This is a genomic window from Kitasatospora sp. NPDC004745 (genome assembly GCF_042873275.1).
Lineage (GTDB): Bacteria > Actinomycetota > Actinomycetes > Streptomycetales > Streptomycetaceae > Kitasatospora.
In genome coordinates this window covers 141,522-165,662 of record NZ_JBIALK010000023.1, presented here as the reverse complement: position 1 = coordinate 165,662, position 24,141 = coordinate 141,522, and the positions used below count along the sequence as shown (strand labels likewise).

Annotated in this window: 17 protein-coding genes; 15 read left to right on the top strand and 2 right to left on the bottom strand. The window is 74.4% G+C overall.

Annotation, left to right across the window (positions count from 1 at the left end):
- The first annotated feature begins 157 nt into the window (after window positions 1-157).
- The 10 genes from ACFYUY_RS30525 to ACFYUY_RS30480 all read left to right on the top strand — a co-directional run bounded on the left by ACFYUY_RS30525 (window position 158) and on the right by ACFYUY_RS30480 (window position 13,232).
- Window positions 158-1,693, top strand: coding sequence for an argininosuccinate lyase (locus ACFYUY_RS30525; protein ID WP_387905414.1), 1,536 nt, complete (start codon window positions 158-160; stop codon window positions 1,691-1,693).
- Complete coding sequence (locus ACFYUY_RS30520; protein ID WP_360210236.1) at window positions 1,690-2,604, top strand: kinase; 915 nt, start codon at window positions 1,690-1,692, stop codon at window positions 2,602-2,604. Before ACFYUY_RS30525 ends, ACFYUY_RS30520 begins: the two co-directional genes overlap by 4 nt.
- Window positions 2,605-2,704: 100 nt before the next feature.
- On the top strand, window positions 2,705-4,963 hold the full coding sequence (locus tag ACFYUY_RS30515; RefSeq protein ID WP_387905411.1) for a pyridoxal-phosphate dependent enzyme: 2,259 nt from the start codon (window positions 2,705-2,707) through the stop codon (window positions 4,961-4,963).
- 50 nt (window positions 4,964-5,013) lie between these two features.
- Window positions 5,014-6,189 carry a hypothetical protein gene (locus ACFYUY_RS30510; protein WP_360210240.1) on the top strand — a complete coding sequence of 392 codons (1,176 nt, stop codon included), beginning with the start codon at window positions 5,014-5,016 and terminating at the stop codon, window positions 6,187-6,189.
- Entirely contained in the window at window positions 6,189-7,517 is a 1,329-nt protein-coding gene (locus ACFYUY_RS30505) for an ATP-grasp domain-containing protein (RefSeq protein ID WP_387905408.1), read from the top strand. The genes ACFYUY_RS30510 and ACFYUY_RS30505 overlap by 1 nt, the downstream gene beginning before the upstream one ends.
- A 76-nt stretch (window positions 7,518-7,593) precedes the next feature.
- Entirely contained in the window at window positions 7,594-8,622 is a 1,029-nt protein-coding gene (locus ACFYUY_RS30500) for a dipeptide epimerase (protein ID WP_387905405.1), read from the top strand.
- Entirely contained in the window at window positions 8,619-9,935 is a 1,317-nt protein-coding gene (locus tag ACFYUY_RS30495; RefSeq protein WP_360210246.1) for an MFS transporter, read from the top strand. The genes ACFYUY_RS30500 and ACFYUY_RS30495 overlap by 4 nt, the downstream gene beginning before the upstream one ends.
- Window positions 9,932-11,164 carry an ATP-grasp domain-containing protein gene (locus ACFYUY_RS30490; RefSeq protein ID WP_360210248.1) on the top strand — a complete coding sequence of 411 codons (1,233 nt, stop codon included), beginning with the start codon at window positions 9,932-9,934 and terminating at the stop codon, window positions 11,162-11,164. Before ACFYUY_RS30495 ends, ACFYUY_RS30490 begins: the two co-directional genes overlap by 4 nt.
- Window positions 11,165-11,249: 85 nt before the next feature.
- Window positions 11,250-12,272 carry a 2,3-diaminopropionate biosynthesis protein SbnB gene (gene sbnB / locus ACFYUY_RS30485; protein WP_360210250.1) on the top strand — a complete coding sequence of 341 codons (1,023 nt, stop codon included), beginning with the start codon at window positions 11,250-11,252 and terminating at the stop codon, window positions 12,270-12,272.
- 21 nt (window positions 12,273-12,293) lie between these two features.
- Window positions 12,294-13,232 carry a hydroxyacid dehydrogenase gene (locus tag ACFYUY_RS30480; protein ID WP_360210252.1) on the top strand — a complete coding sequence of 313 codons (939 nt, stop codon included), beginning with the start codon at window positions 12,294-12,296 and terminating at the stop codon, window positions 13,230-13,232.
- A gap of 47 nt (window positions 13,233-13,279) precedes the next feature.
- On the opposite strand, the gene ACFYUY_RS30475 is transcribed toward ACFYUY_RS30480, so the two are convergent.
- Complete coding sequence (locus ACFYUY_RS30475; protein WP_387905401.1) at window positions 13,280-15,583, bottom strand: bifunctional lysylphosphatidylglycerol flippase/synthetase MprF; 2,304 nt, start codon at window positions 15,581-15,583, stop codon at window positions 13,280-13,282.
- A 183-nt stretch (window positions 15,584-15,766) separates the two neighbouring features.
- Between ACFYUY_RS30475 and ACFYUY_RS30470 the strand changes: the two genes are divergently transcribed.
- The 5 genes from ACFYUY_RS30470 (at window position 15,767) to ACFYUY_RS30450 (ending at window position 21,441) form a co-directional block, all read left to right on the top strand.
- Window positions 15,767-16,672: an oxidoreductase gene (locus ACFYUY_RS30470; protein WP_387905399.1), complete on the top strand. Its 906-nt coding sequence runs from the start codon at window positions 15,767-15,769 to the stop codon at window positions 16,670-16,672.
- Window positions 16,673-16,947: 275 nt separating this feature from the next.
- The gene (locus ACFYUY_RS30465; RefSeq protein WP_360210258.1) at window positions 16,948-18,891 is read left to right on the top strand and encodes a PAS domain S-box protein; all 1,944 of its coding nucleotides are present in this window, start codon (window positions 16,948-16,950) and stop codon (window positions 18,889-18,891) included.
- Window positions 18,892-18,969: 78 nt separating this feature from the next.
- Complete coding sequence (locus tag ACFYUY_RS30460; RefSeq protein ID WP_387905398.1) at window positions 18,970-19,572, top strand: TetR family transcriptional regulator; 603 nt, start codon at window positions 18,970-18,972, stop codon at window positions 19,570-19,572.
- A gap of 160 nt (window positions 19,573-19,732) precedes the next feature.
- Window positions 19,733-20,389: a cysteine hydrolase gene (locus tag ACFYUY_RS30455; RefSeq protein WP_387905395.1), complete on the top strand. Its 657-nt coding sequence runs from the start codon at window positions 19,733-19,735 to the stop codon at window positions 20,387-20,389.
- A 119-nt stretch (window positions 20,390-20,508) separates the two neighbouring features.
- On the top strand, window positions 20,509-21,441 hold the full coding sequence (locus tag ACFYUY_RS30450; RefSeq protein WP_387905394.1) for a Gfo/Idh/MocA family protein: 933 nt from the start codon (window positions 20,509-20,511) through the stop codon (window positions 21,439-21,441).
- A 26-nt stretch (window positions 21,442-21,467) separates the two neighbouring features.
- Here ACFYUY_RS30450 and ACFYUY_RS30445 read toward each other — a convergent pair whose 3' ends face one another.
- Window positions 21,468-24,134 carry an SAV_2336 N-terminal domain-related protein gene (locus ACFYUY_RS30445; RefSeq protein ID WP_387905391.1) on the bottom strand — a complete coding sequence of 889 codons (2,667 nt, stop codon included), beginning with the start codon at window positions 24,132-24,134 and terminating at the stop codon, window positions 21,468-21,470.
- Between the last annotated feature and the right edge of the window lie 7 nt (window positions 24,135-24,141).

Below are 24,141 nucleotides of genomic sequence, written 5' to 3'. Positions count from 1 at the left end.
GCGCCCCCCCGGGGGGGGGGGGGGGGGGGGGGGGGCCGCCGCCCCCCCGGGGGCCCCCCCCCCCGCGGGGGGGGCCCCGGGGGGGGGGGCCGGGGCCCCGGGGGGGCCCCCCCCCGCCCCTCCCCGCCCCCGGCACCCCCGACCCACCGGAGCCAGCATGAGTGCCCCCCACGAACCCGAGCCCGGCCCGGCCGCCGCCCGATTGACCGGCAGAATCCGGAGCACGCCCAGCGCACTCCTCCACGAGGAGGTCCTGGAACCGCAGTTCACCTACGAGGCGGAGCACCTGCTGCCCTGGTACGCGGCGGTGGAGAAGGTCCTCGCGCTGGAGTACCGCCGCATGGGCCTGGTCTCGCCCGCCGAGGCCGCCGAGATCGGCCGCGTCCTGCACGGGCTGACCCGCGACGGGATCGCGGCCGACCCGGCCGGTAACATGTCGGACCTCGCCTTCGCCCTCGAACAGCACGTCGAGCGCGGCCTCGGCCACCCCGTCACCGCCTGGCACGTCGACCGCAGCCGCAACGACCTCCAGGCCACCGCCCAGCTGCTGTTCGGCCGCGGGCTGCTCCTCGACGCCGCCGCCGCCCTGCTGGACTTCGGCCTGGCCGTCCACCGGCTGGCCGAGCGCGGCACCGACCTGCCGATGGTCGGCCAGACCCACCTCCAGGCCGCCCAGACCATGACCCCGGGGTTCTACTTCGCGGCCGTCTCCGAGCAGGTCCAGCACACCCTGCGGAGGCTGCTGGCGACCTACGACGGGATGAACCTCAGCCCGCTCGGCTCCGGCGCCATGACCGGTCAGGAACTGGACTGGGACCGTGCCCTGATGGCCGAGCTGCTCGGCTTCTCGGCCCCCGGCCGGCACGCGCTGGCCGGGGTGGCCTCCCGCGCCTGGGTGCTGGAACTGGCCGCCGAGGTCTCCCTGTTCGGCTCCGCGCTGAGCCGCTTCACCAGTGACCTGATGGACTGGGGCAGCGGCCCGTACGGCTTCATCGAGCTGCCCGACGAGCTGTCCGGCATCTCCTCGGCGATGCCGCAGAAGAAGAACTACCCGATCCTGGAACGCATCCGGGGCAAGTCGGCGCACCTGAGCGCCTACTACTTCGACATGCTGCTGGCCCAGCGGGCCACCCCGTTCAGCAACATGGTCGAGGTGTCGAAGGAGGCGGGCGCCAACCTGCGGCCGATGTTCGCGACCCTCGGCACCACGCTGCGGCTGTTCACCGTCGTGGTCGAGCGGATGGGCTTCGCCGAGGAGCGGATGCGCGAGGCGGCCGAGCGGGAGTTCCTCGGCGGCCTCACCCTCGCCAACGAGCTCACCCTGCGGGAGTCGGTGCCGTGGCGCCGGGCCCAGGTCATCGCCGGCCGGTACGTGCTGGCCGCGCACGCCGCCGGACTGCGCCCCCGGCAGACCTCCCCGGACCTGCTGAGCGCGGCGGCCGGCGAACAGGGCGTCACCCTGCGGGCTCCGGCCGAGCTGCTGGCCGCGGCCTTCGACGGTGCCGGCGAGCTGTACCGCAAGACCACCGCCGGGTCGGCGAACCCCGAATCCGTCCGGGCCCTGCTCGCCGAGCAGGACACCGAGTACGAGCGGCTCGCCGGGGCCTGGACCGGGCACCGCGCGCGGGTCGACGCGGGGCTGGCCCGCATCGACGAGCTGCTGGGCCTCTCCGCTCCGGGGAGCCCCGCGTGACCCGTGCCGACGCGGCCGCCGGTACCGCGACGGCGGCCGTCCTGCACGGCACGGGCAGCGCCCCGGGCACCTTCGGCGAACTGCTCCAGGGCGTCACGGCCGAGGAGCGGCTCGACTTCCTGGTGACCCTGCCGATCGACGCCGGGGCGACCGCGACCTTCACCGCCGAACCCGGTGCCGGCACCGTCACCGTGCACCCGCCGCACAAGCACCGCGCCGCGCGGCTGGTGCGGCTGATGCTGGACGCGTACGGGTTCGCCGGCGGCGGGCGGCTGCGGCTGAGCGGCGGACTCCCGGAGGGCCGGGGCCTGGCCAGTTCCTCCGCCGACCTGGTCGCCACCGCCCGCGCGGTGGGGGAGGCCCTCGGGGTGCCGGTCGGCCCCGCCGTGATCGAGGACTTCCTGCGCCGGATCGAACCGACCGACGGAGTGATGTACGACGGGGTGGTCTCCTTCTACCACCGGCAGGTGCGGCTGCGGGAGCTCCTCGGACCGCTCTCCCCGATGGTGATCGTCGGGGTCGAGGAGGGCGGCGCGATCGACACCCTCGGGTTCAACCGGCGGCCCAAGCCCTTCACCCGCGCCCACCGGCTGGAGTACGACGAGCTGCTGGAACGCGTCTCGGAGGCCGTCCGCACCGACGACCTGCCCACCGTCGGACGGGTCGCCACCCGCAGTGCGCTGCTGAACGAGCACCTCCAGCCCAAGCGGCTGCTGCACCGGATGATCGGCCTCTCCGAGGAGTTCGACGCCCTCGGGGTGGCCGTCGCGCACAGCGGCACCGCCCTCGGGGTGCTGGTCGCCGAGTCCGACCCCGAGTGCGCGCGCAAGGTCGCCGAACTGCGGACGCGGGCGGCCGCGCTGGCCGGCCACACCACGCTCTACCGCTCCTGGCGCGGTCCGGGCCGCTGAGGCCCCGCGGCCGCCGTGCGGCCCCACCGGCCACCCCGCTGCGGCGGCCCCCTCGCCGCCCACCTCTCTCCGCCCACCCCTCTCCGAACCGGATGTGATCATGCGTTACGAGAGCGTCGTCGACGCCATCGGACACACCCCGCTGGTCAGACTCGCCCTGGACCCCGCCGCCCCGGTCGAGGTCTACGGGAAGCTGGAGCTGCAGAACCTCTACGGGATGAAGGACCGGGTCGCCCGGCAGGCCGTCCTGGAGGCCCGCCGCACCGGCGCGCTGGCCGAGGGGGCGCCCATCATCGAGAGCTCCTCCGGCACGATGGCCCTCGGCCTCGCCCTGGTCGGCGCGCACCTGGGCCACCCCGTGCACATCGTCACCGACCCGCGGATCGACCCGATCACCCTCGCCAAGCTCCGCGGCCTGGGGTGCCGGGTGCACGTCGTGGAGGCGATGAGCGGAGCGGGCTGGCAGAGCGCCCGGCTGGAACGGCTCGCCGAGCTGATCCACGACCTCCCGGGCGCCTTCTGGCCGCGCCAGTACAGCAACCCGGACAATCCCGCCGCCTACCGCGCGCTCGCCGACGAACTGCTGGCCGACCTCGGCCACATCGACGTCCTGGTGGCCGCCGTCGGCAGCGGGGGATCGCTGTCCGGGACGGCCCGGATGCTCCGCCGCGCGCTCCCGGACCTGCGGGTCGTCGGCGTGGACTGCGTGGGCAGCGTGCTCTTCGACCAGCCGGACCGCCCGACCCGGCTCCAGGGCGGGCTGGGCAACAGCCTCGTCCCGGCGAACCTGGACCGCACCCTGATCGACGAGGTGCACTGGCTCAACGACCGCGAGGCCTTCCAGTCGACCCGTGAACTCGCCCTGGAACAGGGGCTGTTCGCCGGGAACACGGCCGGCTCGGTGTACCGGGTGCTCAAGGACGTCGCCCGCCGCGCCGCCCCGGGCGCCCGGATCGTCGGCATCTTCCCCGACCGCGGGGACCGCTACGCGGACAACGTCTACGACGACGGGTACTGGGAGCGGCACGCACTCGGCGCGATGCCCGCCGCGGACACCCCGGCCGAGGTCGCCGCCGGCGCCGAGGTCGCCACCTGGTCCTACGCCGCGCAGCACGGCGCGGTCCGGCCCCCGCGCCGGCTGCTCTTCGTCGAGGCGAACACCTCGGGCACCGGCGTGCTCGCCCTCGACCTGACCCGCCGGCTCGGCCTGGAACCCGTCCTGCTGACGGACACCCCGGAGCGCTACGCCGGGGCCGAGGAGAGCGGCTGCGAGATCGTGGTGTGCGACACCTCGACCGAGCGCGCCCTGCGCGAGGTGATCGGCGAGCGGTTCGCCCGCCAGGAGCTCGCGGGGATCACCACCACCAGCGACTTCTACGTCCCCGTGGTCGCCCGGCTGGCCGACTGGCTGGGGCTGCCGGGCAACCCCGTCCAGGCGATGGCCGACACCCGGAACAAGGCCCGGGTGCGCGAGCTGCTGGACGCCGCCGGCGTGGACCAGCCGCGGTTCGCGGCCGTCCGGACGGTGGCGCAGGCCGACGCGGCGGTGGAGCGGGTCGGGCTGCCCTGCGTGGTCAAGCCGGCCGACGACTCCGGCTCCAACGACGTCCTGCTCTGCCACACCCGGGAGCAGGTCCTGGCCCACGTCGAGCACGTGCTCTCCGTGGAGCTGAACGTGCGGGGCCTGCCCACCGCGCGCACCGCCCTGCTGGAGGAGTTCGTCGAGGGGCCCGAGTACAGCGTCGAGATGTTCGGCGAGGGCGGCCGGCAGGTCTGCGTCGGCATCACCGCCAAGACCGTCTCGGACGGGCCGTACTTCGTCGAGCGCCGGCACCTCTTCCCGGCCCCGCTCGCCGACGCGGACGCGGCGGCGCTGCGCGGGACGGTCGGCACCGCGCTGACCGCGCTGGGCGTCGAACTCGGTGCCACCCACACGGAGGTGCGGCTCTCCGCCCGCGGTCCGCTGATCGTCGAGGTCAACGCCCGGCTGGCCGGCGGCATGATCCCCGAACTTATCCGGCTCGCCACCGGCGTCGACCTGCTGGAGCAGCAGCTGCGCGCCGCCTGCGGCCGGCCCGTCGAACTCGCCGGCGAGCGGGAGGGCTTCGCCGGCATCCGGTTCCTGGCCGCGGACCGCGAGGGCGTCCTCACCGGGATCGGCGGCGTCGCGGAGGGCGAGCGCGTCCCCGGCGTCCGCCGGATCGTGCTCACCGCCGCCCCCGGGCGGGCCGTCCGCCCGCCGCGCAACGCCTACGACCGGCTGGGCTACGTGATCGCCGAGGGCGCCACCCCGGAGGCCGTCGTGAAGAGCCTGGACGAGGCCGAGCGGGCCCTGACCGTCGAACTCGGCCCCGCATGACCGCGCCGACGGACCCCGACCACCACCGCCCGAGAGAGAGGAGGAGCGCCATGCCGCCGCAGTCCCCGTCCCCCCGCACCGTCTCGGCCTCCATGGAGCAGATCCGCCAGGACTACGCGGAGCGGTTCCCCGGCTGGACCCAGCAGCTCATCACGCTGTTCTCCGGCAAGGCCGCGGCCGGGCAGCGGCCGCCGTGGTGGGTCACCCCGCCGATCGTCAACTGGTTCCTGACGCTCCTCCAGCTGGCCCTCGCCGTCCTCGGCAGCGCGTACGCGGTGCGGCTGCTCGGCTGGGCCTCCCTCGCCGTGCTGCCGCTCACCTGGCTGACGACCGTCAACGCCGTGCGCAAGCTCCAGATCACCTGGAGCCACCACGCGGTGCACAAGGAGGTCTCGGGCAACCGGCACGTGGACAAGGTGGTCCAGGTGGTCTCCAGCGCCGTCGCGCTGACCTCCAACTACGAGGACATCTTCGAGGACCACGTCCGCAAGCACCACAGCCGCAAGGTCTTCACCACGCTCACCGACCCCGACGCCGGCTACCTCGTCTACCTGGGTTTCCGCCCCGGCACCCCGGTCGAGGAGATGCGCGCGCGGCTGCGCTGGATGCCGCTGTCGCCCCGGCTCCACCTGCCCTCGCTGCTCTACCGCGTCCGGACGAACTTCGTCACCGCCACCTGGACCAGGCGGATCGCCTCGACGGTCTGGGTCGCCCTGCTGGTCGCCCTCGGCGTCCTGATGGACGGGGCCGAGTTCACCGCCGCGTTCGTCATCCCGTGGTTCGTGCTGTTCCACTGGTCGGCGCTGTTCCAGACCATCTCCGAGCACCCCTACCTGGCCTTCGACGGGCCGCCCGCCAGCCGCGCCGACTACGTGGCCCGCACCTGGGGCCGGTTCTGCCTGGAGCCGCTGCCCGAACGCGACGCGCCCGCCCTGCGGCGGCTCGGCCAGTGGGGGCGCTGGCTGCTCCGCACGGCCCTCGTCCAGACCCCGGCCCGCTTCGGCGTCCTCGCCTCCGACCTGCCGGCGCACGACCTGCACCACGTCGTCCCCGCCGACCACGCCTGGCACCTGGCCTTCTGGCACCGGCAGACGCACATCGACGACGCCCACGAGAGCCGGATGGAGAAGCGCGAGCTGACCCTCGCCGGAGCGATCCGGCACGTGCTGCACGGCATCAGCGAGTCCCCGCTGGCCCCCGCCGAACCGCCCGCCCGAGCCGCCTGATGAGCCTGCGACAGCTCATCGCCCTGATGCCCCGCACCGACCAGCCGGAGGACCACCCCATGCACGACGCCCACGCACGGCCCGAGCCCGCCCCCGCGGGGCGGCTGCTGGTGCTCGAACCGATGTCCTCCGGGCTGACCCTGCTCGCCACCGCCCGCGAACTCGGCCTCGCCACCCTGGTGTTCTCGCACGACGCCGGTGACCGGGTGGTCCCCGAGGCGGCCCGCCAGGACGTCGACCTGCTCGTCGCCGTGGACACCAACGACCCCGAGGCGCTCGCCGAGGCCGCCGCCCGGGAGCACGCGCGGTCGCCGCTGAGCGGCGTCATCTCCGGCTCGGAGTTCTACACCGACGCGGCCGCCCGGATCGCCCACCTGCTCGGCCTGCCCGGCCTTCCGCTGGACACCGCGGAGGCCGTCCGGGACAAGACCAGGATGCGGGCGATCCTGGAGAAGGCCGGACTGCGCATCCCGCGCTACGCGCCGGTGTCCGACGCCGCCGAACTCGCCGGCGCGGCCGCCGCGGTGGGCTACCCCTGCGTCCTCAAGCCGGCCGCCGGATCCGGCAGCATCCAGGTCAGCCGGGTCGACGACGACGAGCAGCTGCGCGCCGCCTACCGGGCGATCGCCGAGGACGCCCAGTACGTCTTCGACCAGCCGGAGGACGGTCGGGCCCTGCTGGAGGAGTACCTCGACGGGCCGGAGTACTCGGTCGAGGGGTACGTCCACCGCGGCGAGGTCACCGTCGTCTCGGTGACCCGTAAACTGCTCGGCGCGGAACCGTACTTCGTCGAACTCGGCCACGTCGTCCAGGCGGACCTCGCGCCCGCCGCCCGGGCCGCGGTCGTCGCCTACACGGCGGACGCCGTCACCGCCCTCGGCATCAACCTGGGCCTCTTCCACGCCGAGGTGCGGATCACCGCGGACGGGCCCGTCCTGATCGAGGTCGGCGCCCGGCTCGCCGGCGACCGGATCGCCGAACTCATCCACCTCGCCACCGGCGTGTCGATGCGGCACATCGTCGTCGCCGCGCACGCCGGCCTCGACCGGGAGCCGGCCGACGCCACCGGGCAGCCCGTCGCGCGCTACGCCGGGGTGCACTTCCTCACCGAGCCCGGCCTGGAGGTCTTCCACCGGGCCGACGGCCTGGAGGAGGTGGAACGGCACCCCCGGGTGGTCGAACTGCGGACGTACTACCAGCCCGGTACCCCCGTCCCCCCGGCCCGCGACCTCCGCTGCCGGCTGGGCCACGTGATCTTCACGGCGGACTCGCCGGAGGAGGAGGCCGAGCTGCGGTCCTGGATCGCGGCGACCGTCCGCTCCACCTGACGGACCGACGGACCGGCGCATCGACGGACGGGCCGCCCGCGTGGGCGGCCCGTCCGGGCAACGACAAGGAGGAGCAATGGAACTGGTACTGCACGAGGTGGACCTGCCGCTGCGGCATCCGTTCGGCACCGTGCACGCCACCGTCGCCGTGCAGCAGAGCCTGATCGTCGAACTGCGGGACGGCGAGCACCGCGGCTTCGGGGAGGCCGCCGGCTTCACCTTCTTCGGGTTGTCGCTGGCCGAGGTGCGGGAGCCGCTGGAGCGGGCCCGGCGGGTGATCGAGGCGGACCGGATCGACGATCCGGCGGACTTCTGGGACCGGATGTCGAAGCTGCTCGGCAACAGCTTCTCGCTCTGCGCCCTGGACCAGGCCGCCCACGACCTGTGGGGCAAGCGCCTCGGCGAGCCGGTCTGGCGCCTCTGGGGACTGACCGCGGACCGGCTCCCGACCAGCGACTACTCGATAGGCATCGACACCGTCGAGCGCATGATCGCCAAGATGGAGGAGTTCTCCGGCTGGCCGATCTACAAGATCAAGCTCGGGACGCCCGACGACATCGAGGTGGTCCGAGCCCTGCGCCGCCACTCCGACGCGGTCTTCCGGGTCGACGCCAACACCGGCTGGACGGCCGACCAGGCCATCCGGAACGCGGCACAACTCGGCCCTCTGGGAGTGGAGTTCATCGAACAGCCGCTCCCGGTCGGCCGGTGGGAGGACCAGCGCCGGGTCCACCGGGAGTCCGAACTCCCGGTGATCGCGGACGAGAGCTGCCTCACCGAGGACGACGTCGAGCGCTGCGCCGGGGCCTTCCACGGGGTGAACATCAAGCTGACCAAGTGCGGCGGACTGACGCCCGCCCGCCGGATGATCGCGAAGGCGCGCGAGTGCGGCCTCACGGTCATGGCCGGCTGCATGGTCGAATCGACCGTCGGCATCTCCGCCATCGCCCAACTGCTGCCCCTGCTCGACCACGTCGACCTGGACGGCGCGCTCCTGCTGGACCGTGACGTCGCCCGGGGCGTCCGGGTGGAGCTCGGGCAGCCCGTCCTGCCGCGGGAGAACGGCACCGGCGTCACCTGGCTCGGCGACGGGACGCCGCGTTGACCCGAACCGCCGGGGGCGCCCCCGCCGCCGGGGCCGCCGCCGGCCGCCCGGGCCGCTGGGGCCTGCCGTCGATCGCCGGGCACGGCCGGCTGCTCGCCGCCGCGGCCGCGGACAGCACGGGGAACGGGCTGTTCCTGGCCTTCGAGGTGCTCTACTTCCTGGACCGGACCGGCCTCCCCCTGGGCCGGGTGGGCCTGGCGCTGACCCTGACGCACGTCCTCGCCCTCCCGGTGCCGGCCCTGGTCGGCACGCTGGTGGACACCTTCGACCCGCGCCGCGTGGCGGTGCTCGGGAACTGCGTCTCGGCGCTCGGCTTCGCCGGGTGCCTGGCCGCGCACTCGTTCTGGCAGGTCGTCGCGGCCGGCCTCGTCGTCCAGACCGGCATCAACACCTACTGGACCTGCAGCGGTTCGCTCGTCGCACTGGCGGCCGGACCGGGCGAGCGCACCCGCTGGTTCGGCCTGGTCCGGGCGCTGCGCAACGCGGGGATCGGCCTGGGCGGAGCCGTGTCGGCCTTCGCCGTCGGGCTCGGCGGGGTCGGCTCCGTACGGTGGCTGGTGGTGGCGAACATCGCCAGCTTCCTGGCCTCGGCGGCCCTCATCGCCACCTGGCGGCCCCCGCGGGGCGAGCGGCCGGCCGAGCCGGTCACCGACCCGGTCAGCGAGCCGGTCTGCGAGCCGGCCGCGACGGGCGGCTACCTGACGGTCCTCCGGGACGGGCGCTTCCTGCGCCTGGTGGCGGTCAACCTGGTCTTCGTGCTCGCCGCACTGGTCCTGAACGTGCTCCTCGCCGTCTTCCTCGTCGAGGCGCTGCACCAGTCCGCCTGGACGGCGGGTCTGCTGCTGACCTGCAACACCGTCGGCATCACCGTGCTGCAGACCGCCGTGACGGGATGGGCCGAGCGCTTCGCGCGGACCCGGGTGATCGGCTGCGCCGCGCTGCTGTACGCCCTGGCGTTCGGCGTCTGCGGCGCCCTGGTCGCCGCGCCCGAAGGGGCGGTGCTGCCCGGCCTCCTGCTGGCCGTCCTGGTCTACACGCTGGCGGAGATGCTGCAGTCGCCGCTCATGGCGGACGCCGCCGTGGCCGTGGCGCCGGAGCGGCTCCGCGGGCGGTACCTGGCCCTGATCCAGTCGTCCTGGAGCCTCGGCGGAGCCACGGCTCCCGTCCTGTTCTCCACCCTGATGGCCCGCGGGCCGGTGTGGCCCTGGGTGTGCCTGGTGGCCCTCAACCTGCTGGTGCCGGCGGCCCTGATCGGCCTCGACCCGCGCGTCCCCCCGCTCCCCGCCCGAACCCCGAAGGAAGGCCGACCATGAAGAGGCTGCTGCTGATCGAAGGCAACGGAGTGGCGGGTGAGGACCTCATCGACGCCGCCCGGGAACACGGTGCGGAGGTCCACGTCGCGACGCACGAGGACCTCTACGAGAAGTACCGGCCCGAGCTGGTGGCGAAGATCGCGGGCGTGGTGCTGACGGACTTCTCGGCGCCGGACGCGGCCGTCGCCCAGCTGGCCGGCTACTGCGCCGACAACGGCGTCTCGGGCGTCATCTGCGGCTGGGAGTTCCTCTCGCCGGTCGCGACCAGGGTGGCGGCCGAAGCCGGGCTGCCCGGCAACGACCCGGCACTCGCCGACGCCTGCCGCAACAAGCGCCTGATGAGCCTCGCTTTCGAGGCGGGCGGCGTGCCCGCACCCCGCACCCTGGTGGTCGACTCGCTCGACACCGTGCTCGACCGCATCGCCGACCTGGGGCTCGCCTTCCCGCTGGTGGTGAAGCCCGCGGAGAACGCCGGATCGGTGGGCGTCACCGTCGTCGCGGCCGCCGACGGCCTCGCCGAGGCCTTCCGGCTGGCCCGGAGCCAGCCGTACGAGATCCCGCACCGCATCGCCCTCGAAACCACCGTGGTCATCCAGGAGTACGTCGAGGGGCGGGAGTTCAGCGTCGAGACGATCGTCTTCGAAGGGCGGTTCCACCACCTCGCCGTCACCGAGAAGTTCACCACCACCGGTGCCACCCGCGCCGAGACCGGACACACCACACCGGCCGACCTCGACGAGACCTCCCGCGGCGCCCTCGTCGGCGCCGCCGAACGGGCGCTCGTCGCGCTCGGATTCCGCAACGGCGTCGCCCACGCGGAACTCAAGCTCCTGCCCGGCGGCGGAGCCAAGGTCATCGAGGTCGGGGCCCGGCCGCCGGGCGACCACATCCTCAAGCTGGTCCGCCACGCCACCGGTGTCAGCGAGGCCCGCGCCTACGTCCAGGTCGCGCTGGGCGAGGAGCCCACCGTCGTCGGCGAGCGCTCCGGGGCCGCGGCGATCCGCTTCCTGGCCCCCGACCGCGCCGGCACCGTCACGCGGATCGGCGAGGTGCCGGACTCTCCCGCGGTGATCGGCAGCACCTGGTTCGTCGCCCCGGGCGACGAGGTCGAGAGCGCGCTGGACAACGCGACCCGGCTCGGCTTCGTGATGCTGGCCGCGTCCAGCGCCGCCGAGGTCAACGCGATCGCCGACGAGGTCGTCGGCGCCCTCCGGGTGGACATCGCATGACCGGCCGGTGAGCCGCGCCCCCGGGCCGGATCCCGTCCGCCCCACCCCTACCCCCCGATTTCCCCGCATCCCCAAGGAGCAACCCATGTCCTCAGCACCGCAGTTCTCCGTCATCGGCGGCGACGTCGTCAACGAGGTCCTCGACGACCCGCAGGCGATCGTCGACCTGGTGCGCCGTGCCTACGTCGCCCACGGCGAGCAGCAGAGCGTCAACCCGCCGAGCTACTTCCTGCGCTTCCCCGACCGGCCCGACTCCCGGATCATCGCCCTCCCGGCCTCGCTCGGCGGCGACTTCGGCGTCGACGGCATCAAGTGGATCTCCAGCTTCCCCGGCAACATCACCACCGGCCTGCCGCGCGCCTCCGCCGTGCTCATCCTCAACGACCACGAGACCGGCTACCCGTTCGCCTGCCTGGAGAGCTCCATCATCTCCGCGACCCGCACCGCCGCCTCGGCCGCGCTGGCCGCCGCGGAGCTGCACGCCGGACGCACCCGCCCCCGCACCGTGACCTTCTTCGGCACCGGCCTGATCGCCCGGTACATCGAGAAGTACCTGAACGGCACCGGGTTCGAGTTCGACCGGATCAGCATCTTCGACACCGACGAGCGCTACGCCGAGGGCTTCCGGTCCTACCTGGCCGGCCAGGGCCGTACCGCGGAGATCGTCGTCGTCCCGACCGCCGAGGAGGCGATCCGCAGCTCCGACCTGGTCGTCTTCGCCACCACGGCCGGCACCCCGCACGTCCAGGAGCTCTCCTGGTTCGCGCACAACCCCACCGTGCTGCACATCTCGCTGCGCGACCTGTCGCCCGAGATCATCCTCGGCTCCACCAACATCGTGGACGACGTCGAGCACTGCCTGAAGGCCGACACCTCCCCGCACCTGGCCGAACAGCGCACCGGCAACCGGGAGTTCATCGACGGCACGCTGTACGACGTGCTGACCGGCAAGGTCCGGCCGGGCACCGACCGGCCACTGGTGTTCTCCCCGTTCGGCCTCGGCGTCCTCGACCTCGCGGTCGGCAGCACCGTGTACCGCGAGGCCCGGCAGCGCGGCCTCGTCGCCCCGGTCGAGAACTTCTTCCACGACCTCGCCCGCCACGCCTGACCGATCGGAGAACCGAACACCGTGGACCAGCCCGTCGTCCTCATCGCCGACCCCCTGCCCGCCGAGACCGTCGCCGGGCTGGGCCCCGGGTTCGACGTCCGGCACTGCGTCGGGGCGGACCGCGCTGCCCTGCTGGCGGCCGTCCCGGCCGCCGACGCCCTGATCATCCGCAGCGCCACCCGGGTCGACCGGGAGGTGATCGAGGCCGCACCCCGGCTGCGGATCGTCGCCCGGGCGGGAGTCGGGCTCGACAACGTCGACACCGCGGCCGCGGCCGCGGCCGGCGTGGCCGTCGCCAACGCGCCGGAGTCCAACACCACCAGCGTGGCCGAGCTCGTCGTCGGCCTGATCATCGCCTCGCTGCGCCGGATCCCGGCGGCGACCGCCTCGGTCCGGGCCGGCGAGTGGCAGCGGGCCGCGTTCGGCGGGACCGAACTCGCCGGCAAAACCGTCGGCATCCTCGGGTTCGGCCGGATCGGCCGCCTGGTGGCCCGCCGGCTGGCCGCCTTCGACATGCGGATCGAGTGCCACGACCCCTACGTGAGCGCCGAGGCCGCCGCCGAACACGGCGCGCACGCCGTCCCGCTGGACGAGCTGATGCGCAACGCCGACGTCCTCACCGTCCACCTGCCGCGTACCCCGGAGACGGTGGGCATCGTCGGCGACGCCGAACTGCGCCTGGCCAAGCCCGGGTTGCTGGTGGTGAACACCTCGCGCGGCGGCATCGTCGACGAGGCCGCGCTCGCCCTGGCCCTCAAGGAGCAGCGGATCGCGGGCGCCGCCCTGGACGTCTTCGAGATCGAACCGCCGCTCGGCTCGCCCCTGGTGGGCCTCGACACCGTGCTGGCCACCCCCCACATCGGGGCCGGGACGAGGGAGGCGCAACTGCGGGCCGGCCAGGACGCCGTCCGCGCCGTCCGCGCGGCCCTGTCCGGCGGGCCAGGAGCCGCCGGCCGCTGACCGCGGCGAGCCGCGGGCCCCGGTGCGGGCTCGGGCTCGTTGCGGGATCAGGCCCGGTGCGCGGGCACCTTGAGCAGGTCGCGCACCGAGGCCGAGGGGAGGTAGCAGCGCAGCAGGGACAGGCCGATCCGGGGCAGGTCCGCCTCGTCGCGGTAGAGCAGGTACATCGGCTCGTAGCGGGGCTGGAACTTCGCCTTGAAGGCGTGCAGGGAGCGGAAGCCGTAGTAGGGCTCCATGGCGCCGCCCAGCTGGTCGAGGATCCGGTCCAGGACGGTTGGGCTGTCGGCGGTGCCGGTGCGGGCCAGCGGAGCGCCGGACAGCGAGAGGAAGCGGGCGCCGTCCTCGCGCAGGGCCAGGCAGCTGGAGGCGATCATGAACTCGACGACCGGGCGGAAGCCGTCCCGGCGGCGCATCATGTCCAGCGTCCAGCCGCGCGGCGAGGCGTCCTCCGCGTACACGGGCATCCAGGACGTCACGCCGTGGATGTGGTCGTCGGCGTCCATCGCGAGGCCGACCCGCATCCGGGGGTCCAGCGCCTCCTCCACCCCGCCGAGGGTGAAGCCCATCTCCGGCAGGCCCTTGTCGCCGACCCACTCCTCGGAGATCCCCCGGACCTGGGACTGGATCTGCCGGGGCTGGTCGGCCAGGGCGACCAGGCGGAACTCGACGCCCTCCTTCCGGGCCCGGTTGAGCGCGGTGCGCACGTCCTGCCAGGCCTTGCCGCGGAACTCCAGGTCCGGCAGCTCGATCACGGTGTCCTCGGCCACCTGGGCGGCCCGCCAGCCCAGGCGGTCGGTGACGGCCGCGGTCTCCTCGCCGGCCGAGAACAGGCAGGGCACCAGGCCCGCGCGGTCGCACATCTCGGCGAAGCCGGTGATCGTCGCGGCCCGGCCCGGCGCGGCGCCGACCGGGTCGCCGAGCGCCACCGCCACGCCCGCGTGCGTCCGGTAGGCGATGTACCCCTCACCGTCGCCGTCGGTCCCGGCCGGGGCGCCCCCGGCGGGTGCGTTCCCGGGGGACGCGCCCCCGGCGGGGCCGGTCCAGGACGGGACGTCCCGGGGCGGTCCGTTCCCGGACGGGCCGCCGCCCCGGGTGAAGAAGTAGGAGTTGTCCGGCCAGGTGGTCATCCAGGACAGGTTGCCGCCGCCCCGGCGCATCAGCAGGTCCGCGGCCTGCTCCTGCGGAGGGGCCTCCGCCGCGGGGGCCGGCCGGCCGGCGCCGGGGGAGCCGCCCGCCGCGGTGCCGCCCGCCGCGGTGCGGCCGGCCCCGGAACGGTGCGGCAGCCAGCGGTGCGGCCGCCGCGCCTGGAACGCCTCCCGGCCGACGAGCAGGACCAGCAGCTCCGCCGTCCACAACACGGCGGTGGGGACGAAGACGGCCGCACCGGTGACGGTCACCTGCTCGCCGAGGATCTTCCCGATCACGTACACCACGGCCACGACCAGGCCCAGCAGGGCGTTGACCAGACAGAGCAGCACCGTCCACTGCCAGGAGAGCCGGCGCCCCTGGCGCAGCCCGTTGACCAGCAGTGCGATCAGGGCCACCGAGATCAGGACGTTCCAGGCCGATCCGCCCTGCCCCGCGGTGTCGCCGAGCGGGCCGCGGCTCGGCGACAGCCGGACCACCACCAGGATCGTCGCGATCAGCACCAGGCCGGCCACCGCCAGCAGCCGCCACTCCCGGCGGCTGAGGTGCCCGGAGGTCGGATGCGCGCCGGGCACCCTCAGCCAGTGCGTGGCCAGCAGGCCGCCGGCGACGGCGAGCGCGTGCTCCAGCTCGACCAGACCGCCGACGTAGAGCAGCCACACCCCGACGTAGGCGATCAGGCCCAGGCGCAGTCGCTGGCGCCACGGCGAGGCCAGGGCCGCCGACACCACCGCCCCGGCGCACAGCGCACCCGCCGAGAGGCCGACGTCCAGGGCGTGCGACTGCTCGACGGCCCAGGACCAGCTGGTCCGGCGCAGCACCAGCAGGAGCAGCGCGGCCAGCAGGACGGCGCCGAGCTGGCCGGCGACGGTGACCGCCGCGGCCCACCGCGTGCCGAGCCGCGACTCCGCCAGCCCGACCAGCAGCGCCGCCCCGAGCAGTACCAGCAGGTAGTCGACGGGGGTGGCGCACAGTACGGCGCCGGTCACCGGGGTCCACCAGCGGCCCGCCTCGAACGACGGCAGTCCGTAGGCCACGTCCGGGTACCAGGAGCGGTCGGACACCGAGTGCCACAGGCCGCCGACCGCCAGTCCGGTCACCAGGATCACCGCGCACACGGCGACGGTGAAGGGGAACCGCCGGACCGTGGCGGCCGCGGCGGTGCGGGCGGCACGGACCCGCTGCGGTTTCGTCTCTCCGGGCACCTCGCACCTCCGCAACGGCGGGGCCGGTCCGGTCCGGGCCCCGCTCGGGGAGGGCCCCGGAACCTCCCGGCCAGTCTATGGGGATTCGGTGGCCGGGGCCGGGCGGCGGCTGCCGGGTGCCGGTGGGCCCGCCACTCCAATGTTGTCATTGACAACATCGGGGTGGGGTGGCAGCCTGGCGACATGAGCACACGCCCCCGGGCCTGGACCGCCGCGGACCTCCCTCCGCAGACCGGCCGCACGATCGCCGTCACCGGCGCCACCAGCGGAATCGGCGCCGTCACCGCACGGGAACTCGCCGCAGCGGGCGCCCACGTGGTGCTGGCCGTCCGGGACACCGGCCGGGGCGAGGCGCTCGCCCGGACCCTGCCCGGGAGCACCGAGGTGCGGCGGCTCGACCTCGCGGACCTCTCCTCGGTGCGCGCGTTCGCCGCCGGCTGGCAGGGCCCGCTCGACGTCCTGGTGAACAACGCCGGCGTCATGGCGATCCCCGAGGCCCGCACCGTCGACGGCTTCGAGATGCAGTTCGGGACCAACCACCTCGGCCCGTTCGCCCTGACCAACCTGCTGCTGCCGCACATCACCGGACGCGTCGTCACCGTGGCCTCCAACGCGCACCGCAGGCCGGGGGTCGACATCGACTTCGACGACCTCGACTCCCGGAACTCCTACCGCCCCTGGCGGGCCTACCAGCAGTCCAAGCTGGCCAACCTGCTGTTCACCCGCGAGCTCCAGCGGCGGCTCACCGCGGCCGGATCCCCGGTGACCGCGCACGCCGCCCACCCCGGCTACGCCGCCACCAACCTCCAGAGCGGTGCCGCCGGTGCCGGACAGCGCCTGATGATGGCGATCGCCAACCGCGTGATCGCCCAGTCCGAGCAGCAGGGCGCGCTGCCCTCCCTGTACGCGGCCACCCAGCCGCTGCCCGGCGCCAGCTACACCGGCCCCGACGGGCGCGGCGAGCTGCGCGGCTACCCGGCCCCGGCCCGGCTCAGCCCGCGCGCCCTCGACGACGCCGCGGCCCGCCGGCTGTGGGACGTCTCGGAGGAGCTCACCGGTGTGCACTTCCCCGACCTCGCGGGTCGCTGACCGGGGTGCACGTCCCCGGCCTCGCGGGTCGCCGACCGGCCGCTCAGTCGTTCTGCCCGCCGTCGCTGCCGGGCGCGCCGGGCGTGGCGAGGTTCCGCTGACCGGTGACGCCGGTGGCCGGAACGCCACCTCCTGCCCGGATCGGTCGGGTTCCGACACCGTGCGCACAGGTTCGGACGATTCGGTGCCAGTACGCGACACCCTGTCTCGAAACAGCCGGAAGTGCGGTGGGATTGCCCGAAATTACCACCACCACTGAGGCAGCTGAGGTCGGCATGACACAGGCGGGCGGGACGGCGGACGATCCGGCCAGAACCGGCAGGGGCACATCGGAGATCGCCGAGGAACGGTGCCGGGGGCTGCTGGAGGCCGCGCCCGACGCCATGGTCATCGTCGACGACACCGGGACGATCAGGCTCGTCAACGCCCAGACGGAGGCGCTGTTCGGCTACCGGCGCGAGGAGCTCCTCGGGCGGCCGGTCGAACTGCTGGTGCCCGGCCGGTTCCACGCGCACCACGTCCGGCACCGCGAGCACTACGCCGCCAACCGCCAACTGAGGCCCATGGGCGCCGGGTTGGAACTGCACGGACTGCGCAAGGACGGCACCGAGTTCCCCGTCGAGATCAGCCTCAGCCCGCTGGAGACCGTCGACGGCCCGCTGGTCTCCGCCGCCGTCCGCGACGTCAGCGAACGGAAGGCCGCGGAGCAGCGGATCAACGAACTGGCCGGGCTGGTCGAGTCCTCCCAGGACGCCATCCTCGCCATCACCCTCGACGGCGACATCACCTACTGGAACGCCGCCGCCCACCGGCTCTACGGGTACACGTCCGCCGAGGCCGTCGGCTGCCACGTCAGCCTGCTGGCGCCGCCGAACCGGCGCGACGAGGTCGGTGCCGTCCTCGACCGGCTGCGCGGCGGGGAGAAGGCCGAGCACTTCGGCACCCTGCGGGCCACCCGGCTGGGCCGGCTGCTGGACGTCGACGTCACGCTCTGGCCCACCCGCAGCGCCGACGGCCTCGTCACCGGTGCGTGCGCCATCATCCGCGACATCAGCGACCTCAAGCGGGTGGAGGCCGAACTCACCGCGCTCTACGAACAGCAGCGGCACATCGCGCTCACCCTCCAGCGCAGCCTGATGGGCACGCCCCCCGCCATCCCCGGCCTCGCCACCGCCCACCGGTACCGGCCCGCCACCCAGGGCGCCGGCGTGGGCGGCGACTGGTTCGACCTCATCCCGCTCGGCGCCGGCCGGGTGGGGATCATGATCGGTGACGTGATGGGCCGCGGCCTGGAGGCGGCCGCCGTCATGGGCCAACTGCGCTCCGCCGCCCACGCGCTGGCCGCGGTCGGGCTGGAGCCGTGGCGGCTGATGCAGGCCCTGGACACCTTCGTCGCCGGCCTGGACGTCCCCGACCAGATCGTCACCTGCTGCTACCTCGTCATCGCTCCGGACACCCGGGAGGTGACGGTCTGTTCGGCCGGCCACCTGCCCGTGCTGGTCACCGCCCCCGGCGAACCGGTCCGGGGGCTGGACGCCCCCGTGAGCGCCCCGCTCGGCGTCGGCGGCGTGCCGCACCAGCAGAACTCCGTCGTCCTGCCGCCCGGCACCACGCTCGCCCTCTACACCGACGGCCTGATCGAGACCCCCGGAAGCGACATCGAGCAGCGCCTGACCGACCTGACCGCGATCCTGGGCGGCGCCCTCACCGGCGGCGACGACCTGGAGGCCGCCGCCGACCACGTCCTCGGCCTCGTGCTCCCGGACGCCGCCCAGCACGACGACGACGTCACCCTGCTGTTGGCCCGGCTGCCGAGGGCGCCCCTCGCCTCCGCCGCGATCGACCTGCCGGCCATCACCGCCTCCGTGCCCGAGGCCCGGTCCTTCGTCGGCAAGGTGATCGCCTCCTGGGGCGGGTCCGACCGGGCCGCGGACGCCCAACTCCTCACCTCCGAGCTGGTGGCCAACGCCGTCCAGCACGCCGAGGGCCCCGTCCGGCTGAGCCTCTACCGGCACACCTGCGAACTCGCCGTGGAGATCGCCGACCGCAGCCCGCAGGTGCCGCACCCCCGGCTGGCCGAGAAGGACGCCGAGTCCGGCCGCGGCCTGTTCCTGGTCAACGCCCTCGCCGACAGCTGGGGCGTGCGCCCCGCCGTCGAGGGCAAGACGACCTGGTTCACCCTCTCCCAGACCCCGACGGACACGCCGCCGAACGGCTAGGGCGCCGCGGACCGAGCGCGAGCCGGGCCGGACCTCCCGATTCCAACCGGCCGGTTGGGTGCTCCGTATCCTGGCCGCATGGCATGGGACACCGCTAGGACGAAGGCGCTGCTGCTCGACGCCGCCGTGGACGAGTTCGCCGCGCACGGGCCCGAGGGCGCGCGGATCGATCGCATCGCGGCCGCGGCCGGGATCAACAAGGAACGGATCTACCCCTACTTCGGCGGCAAGCGGCAGCTCTTCGCCGCCGTCGTCCAGCGCGAGTTGGAGCAGCTCGCGGCGGCGGTGCCGATGGAGGACGAGGCGACCGGCCGGGCGCCGGACCTGCCGGAGTACGCGGGGCGGGTGTTCGACTACCACCTCGCCCATCCGCACCTTCTGCGCCTGCTGCAGTGGGAGGCCCTGTGCGGCGACGCCGCCTCGCCGGTCGCGGGTGAGGAGCTGCGGGCCGCCCACTACGCCGAGAAGGTCGCCGCCGTCTCCCGTGCGCGCGGGGAGGGGGCGCGATCCGCGGGTGCCCCGCTGCCGCCCGAGGAGCTGCTGTACGCCGTCGTGGCGCTGGCCGGCTGGCAGTTCACCGCGCCGCAGCTGGTCCGGATGATCACCGGCCGGACGGCCGACGAGGACCCGGCCGGCCGGCGGGCCGCCGTCGTGGACATGGTGCGCCGGCTCGCGCTCTGATCCCGCTGCAGGGCTCTGATCCTGCACGCCCCGTCTCGCGCGCCGGTCCCGCGCGCTTCGATCCCTCGCGACCCGATTCCAACTGACTGGTTGGAAACGGGTCGCGTTCGCGCTAATCTCCAACTCGTCAGTTGGAGATTTCTGCGCAAGGAGCCCGACCATGACGGTCACGTCCGCACGCCCGAACGCCGCCCTCGTCCTCATCGAGTTCCAGCGCGAGTGGCTCGACCCCGAGCACGGCCGCCTCAACCACCTCGTCGAGGACCGCGACCTGCTCGACACCGCGGTGCGCGGCGCCGCCGCCGCGCTGGCCGCCGCCCGTGCGCACGGCGTGCCCGTCGTGCACGTGCCGCTCCTCCTCGCCCCCGGCGCGCCGGAGCTGCAGAGCTGGACCCCGGCGCGCCTCGGCCTGCGCGCGGCGATCCCCGCGGCCGGCACCTGGATCCAGGGCAGCCCCGGCGTGGAGTTCGCCGACGGCTTCCACCCGGCTCCCGGTGAGCCGGTGGTGCGCGGCCGCGCGGGCGCCAGCGCCTTCGCCGGATCCTCCGACCTCGACCTGATCCTGCGCCGCCTCGGCGTCACCGACCTCTACCTGGCGGGCTTCGCCACCCACGTGTGCGTGGAGTCGACCCTGCGCGAAGCCCACGACCGCGGCTACGGCGCCCACGTCATCCACGACGCGTGCGCGGCCTTCACCCGCGTCCAGCAGGACCACGTCCGTGACCACGTGATCCACCACTTCGGCGCCGAGACCGACGCCGCCGCCTTCGCCGCACACCTCGGCACCCCGGTCGCCGGCCCTCGGGGGAGCCGGTGAGGAGCTCGATGACGAGGCCGGTCCCGTCACCGCACCGCACCAGTACCGGGTTGGTGGGGTGCCGGGCGCGGTGAATAGGGTGGGGGCGATGCTGTCGGCCCGTACCCGTGGAGAATGCGATGACTTCGAGCCCCGCCCCCGACGACGGCCTCCTTCCGATCGGGGTCATCGGGCTCGGTGACATCGCGCAGAAGGCGTACCTGCCGGTGCTGGGCAGGCTGCCGGGGCTGGACCTGCGGTTGATGACCCGGGACGGCGCGAAGCTGGACCGGATCGGTGACGAGTACCGGGTGCCGGCGCAGGCGCGGTTCACCGGTCTGGACGAGCTGATCGGCAGCGGGATCCGGGCCGCCTTCGTGCACGCCGCCACCGACCAGCACGTGCCGATCGTCGAGCAGCTGCTCACGGCCGGCGTCGACGTCTACGTCGACAAGCCGCTCGACTACACCCTCGACGGCGCCCGCCGGCTGGTCGACCTCGCCGACCGGACGGGCCGCTCGCTGATGGTCGGCTTCAACCGGCGCCACGCGCCCGGCTACTCCCAGGCCCTGGAGCGCCCGCGCGACCTGATCGTGCTGCGGAAGAACCGCGAGGGCCTCCCGGAGGCCGCCCGCACGCTCGTCTTCGACGACTTCATCCACGTCGTCGACACCCTGCGCTTCCTCCTCCCCGGCGAGATCGAGCACGTCGACGTCCGCTCCCGCGTGCGCGACGGCCTGGTCGACCACGTCGTCCTCACCCTCGCCGGGGACGGCTTCACCGCGCTCGGCATCATGAACCGCCGCTCCGGCTCCACCGAGGAGGTCCTGGAGGTCTCCGGCGGCGACTCCCTGCGCGAGGTCCACAACCTCGCCGAGGTGGTCGACCACCGCGGCCAGCCCACCGTCCGCCGCCGCGGCGACTGGGTCCCGGTGGCCCGCCAGCGCGGCATCGAGCAGGTCGTCCTCGTCTTCCTGGACGCCGTCCGCACCGGCAAGACCCTCGACGCCCACGACGCGCTGCGCACCCACGAGCTGTGCGAGCACGTCGTGGCCTGCATCGAGGCGGCCTGACGGGGAGGTGTGCGGTCAGGGTCGGCTCAGCGCTGCGTCAGGTGGGGGCCGATGTAGCCGATGTAGATGCGCCCGGATCCCGAGCAGTCGTCGTAGAAGTAGATCCGGAAGCCGTTCGCCCCGGTACCGAGCCTGAGGTGGGCCATCGGCGCGTGGCCCTCCGGGAGGATGTCCCGGGGGAGGGGGAGCAGCCTGCCGAGGTAGGTCTTCTCGGAGACGCCCATGGTGATGCGCCGGTCGGCACGGGCCACCTTCCCCGGGGGGAAGGCCTGACTTCCGGGCGGGGTGTGCTCGCACCACCAGGTGAAGTCGCCGGGCACCCGGCCGCGGACGGCTTCCTCGGCGTACTCCTGGAGGGCAAGCAGGGCCTCCCAGGCGGTCCGGATGTGCCGCAGGGAGTAGCCCGTCCGGTCGAGGGCCTCGGTGGTGCGCCGGTCTCCGGTGAACTCGATCAGCGGGAACTCGCCCAGCCTGTCCAGGAGTCCGGTGAACGTCCTCGGGGGCCCGGGGTCGGTCGTGGCCTGCGGCTGCGGGAGCGTCCAGAAGTAGTGTTCCTCCCCCCTCTCGGTGGTGAACGGCACCGATCGGAGCTGTTCCAGGAAGCCGTGCGAACCCGGGTCGGTTGCCGCCTCGACGAACGCGTCGTCCGAGAGCCCGACTTCGAATGCCCGTGGCTCGGAGCGGTACCTCGCCAGCCGGCCGACCTGACCGAGGATCCGGACGGCCGTGCGGACGGCTTCGCCGGTCACACCCGACGAGGAGGGCGTGATCGCGCCGAGGTGGACGGCCAGGGGGAGGGAGAGGTAGTGGCGGGGCGAGCGCTGGTTGTGGTCGGCGAGGACGCGATCGACACCCTCGACGACTCCCGCCACGAGCCGGCCGGGCGGGAGGTCGCCGGTCAGCACGACGATGAGCCCGTCGTCAGTGCTCTGGACGATCCGCTCCTCCGGGGACACCCCAAGCCTCGTGAGCACCTGGTCGGTGATCGAGGTGGCCGTCCGGCGGGCCGACCTCCTCCGGGACACCTCGATCCCGCCGAAGCCACGGATGTCGAGCGCGAGGATGAGCATCTCTGCGGGATCGTCGACATCTCCCCCGGCCGCCGCGCTCGCGGGCGTCGTCTGCCCGAACGGGAGCTCGTCGGGGTCGACGGGGCGGGTCCCGGTGTCCTCCGGGTCCACCTGGCGGGTCCCGGTGGCCTCGGGGTCGACGGGATCCGGCTCCGGGGCGTCCGGGCGGACCTCGACGGCGGGGAACTCGCCCACCACGACGGGGGACCGGTCGAGGTACGCCGACACCTCCCGCCGGACCAGCTCCTGCACCGCCGTGATGTCCTGGCGGCTCTGGCCGCCGATGAGGGCCTCCCGGACGCCGGGGCGGAACCGGAACGCGTACCCGGTCAGGTCGGTGCCGGGCGGCAGGTCGGCCCAGGGGAGGAAGAGGCCGCCGAGTGCCACCTCGGCCAGGTGCCCGTGGTCGGAGCCCGGGAGCATGGCCCGCCGCACCAGGGTCATCACGGGCAGGGTGAGGGGTACGGCGGCCAGGTAGCCGGCCAGCTGCCGGGCGACGGGGGAGGCCGCGGAGTCGAAGCGCCGCAGCGCGTCGTCCGCGGTGGGCGGCCACCGGTCCCCGGGCGGGGGCGCGGGGTCGGTGGTGCCGTCCGGCCGCCCGACGAGCAGGCAGGCGGTCCGGGTCCACCGGCCGCTGCCGGCGACGAGCGAGGCCAGTGCCGCGACGGAGGACGGCGTCGGGGAGACGACGGGGACGGGCACCCGGTCGTCCGGCCCGGTCCGGCGGCCGGTGACCCGGCGGCGGCCCTGTTCGGCCTTCTGCCAGGTGCGGTTGGGGGCGCCCGGGCGGGGGGTGCGGACGAGGCGGCCCTCGGGGCGGACGGCGCCGCGGTCCCAGAGCCGGCGGGGCAGGACGTCCACGATCGCGACCGGGCCGCCGGCCGCCCAGCGGCTCAGCACCGCGGCCAGGCCGGGACCGGTCCAGCCCGGGCCCGTCAGGTCGGAGAGGACCAGGATCAGTCGGCGTCCGGAGGGGTCCGTGACGAGGGCGGGGCTGCTCGGCGGGCCGCCGGGTGTCCGGGCGACGGTCGGTGCCCCGTCGGCGCCGGTTCCGCCGAGGTGCCAGGTGCGGACGGTGCGGAAGACCCCGGTCTGCCGGAAGGCCCGGACGAGTTCGGTCACCACGTCGTGCCAGAGCACCATGGTGGGGTGGCCGTCCACGACGACGGCGAGGTCCAGCCACCGCTCCCGGGCCGGGCGCAGGACGGGCGTCGGCACCCGCCGTTCGACGGTGGCGTCGACGGTGGCCGGCTCGTCGAGGTCGGGCCGGCCCGAGTGGACCGTCCCGCGGGCGAGCGGTCGCAGGGCCCGCATCACGCCGAGGGCGTCGTCCAGCGCGGGGGCCCGGCGGACCAGGACCGACTCGCCGGCGAGCTCCACCCCGGTACGGGCCCGGTTCTCCGGATCGTCGCGGTAGAGGAGTCCGGCGGGCGCCGCGGTCCGCTCCCGGCCCCGGTGCCGCGGCTCGTCCGTCGCGGTGGCGGCGGCGCCGCCGGGGGCGGCGTCCGGGAGGCCGGTCACGGTGCCGTCGATCATCGTGGCGAGCCAGAGGACGTCGGCCAGCTCCTCGGGGCCGGCCTCGGCCCCCGCCGCCCGGAGCGCCCGGAGCAGACCGTCGATCACGAGGCGC

Coding starts and splice junctions, on each gene's coding strand:
- ACFYUY_RS30525 (WP_387905414.1), top strand. CDS start 158: ATGAGTGCCCCCCACGAACCCGAGCCCGGCCCGGCCGCCGCCCGATTG.
- ACFYUY_RS30515 (WP_387905411.1), top strand. CDS start 2,705: ATGCGTTACGAGAGCGTCGTCGACGCCATCGGACACACCCCGCTGGTC.
- ACFYUY_RS30510 (WP_360210240.1), top strand. CDS start 5,014: ATGCCGCCGCAGTCCCCGTCCCCCCGCACCGTCTCGGCCTCCATGGAG.
- ACFYUY_RS30505 (WP_387905408.1), top strand. CDS start 6,189: ATGAGCCTGCGACAGCTCATCGCCCTGATGCCCCGCACCGACCAGCCG.
- ACFYUY_RS30500 (WP_387905405.1), top strand. CDS start 7,594: ATGGAACTGGTACTGCACGAGGTGGACCTGCCGCTGCGGCATCCGTTC.
- ACFYUY_RS30490 (WP_360210248.1), top strand. CDS start 9,932: ATGAAGAGGCTGCTGCTGATCGAAGGCAACGGAGTGGCGGGTGAGGAC.
- sbnB (WP_360210250.1), top strand. CDS start 11,250: ATGTCCTCAGCACCGCAGTTCTCCGTCATCGGCGGCGACGTCGTCAAC.
- ACFYUY_RS30470 (WP_387905399.1), top strand. CDS start 15,767: ATGAGCACACGCCCCCGGGCCTGGACCGCCGCGGACCTCCCTCCGCAG.
- ACFYUY_RS30465 (WP_360210258.1), top strand. CDS start 16,948: ATGACACAGGCGGGCGGGACGGCGGACGATCCGGCCAGAACCGGCAGG.
- ACFYUY_RS30460 (WP_387905398.1), top strand. CDS start 18,970: ATGGCATGGGACACCGCTAGGACGAAGGCGCTGCTGCTCGACGCCGCC.
- ACFYUY_RS30455 (WP_387905395.1), top strand. CDS start 19,733: ATGACGGTCACGTCCGCACGCCCGAACGCCGCCCTCGTCCTCATCGAG.
- ACFYUY_RS30450 (WP_387905394.1), top strand. CDS start 20,509: ATGACTTCGAGCCCCGCCCCCGACGACGGCCTCCTTCCGATCGGGGTC.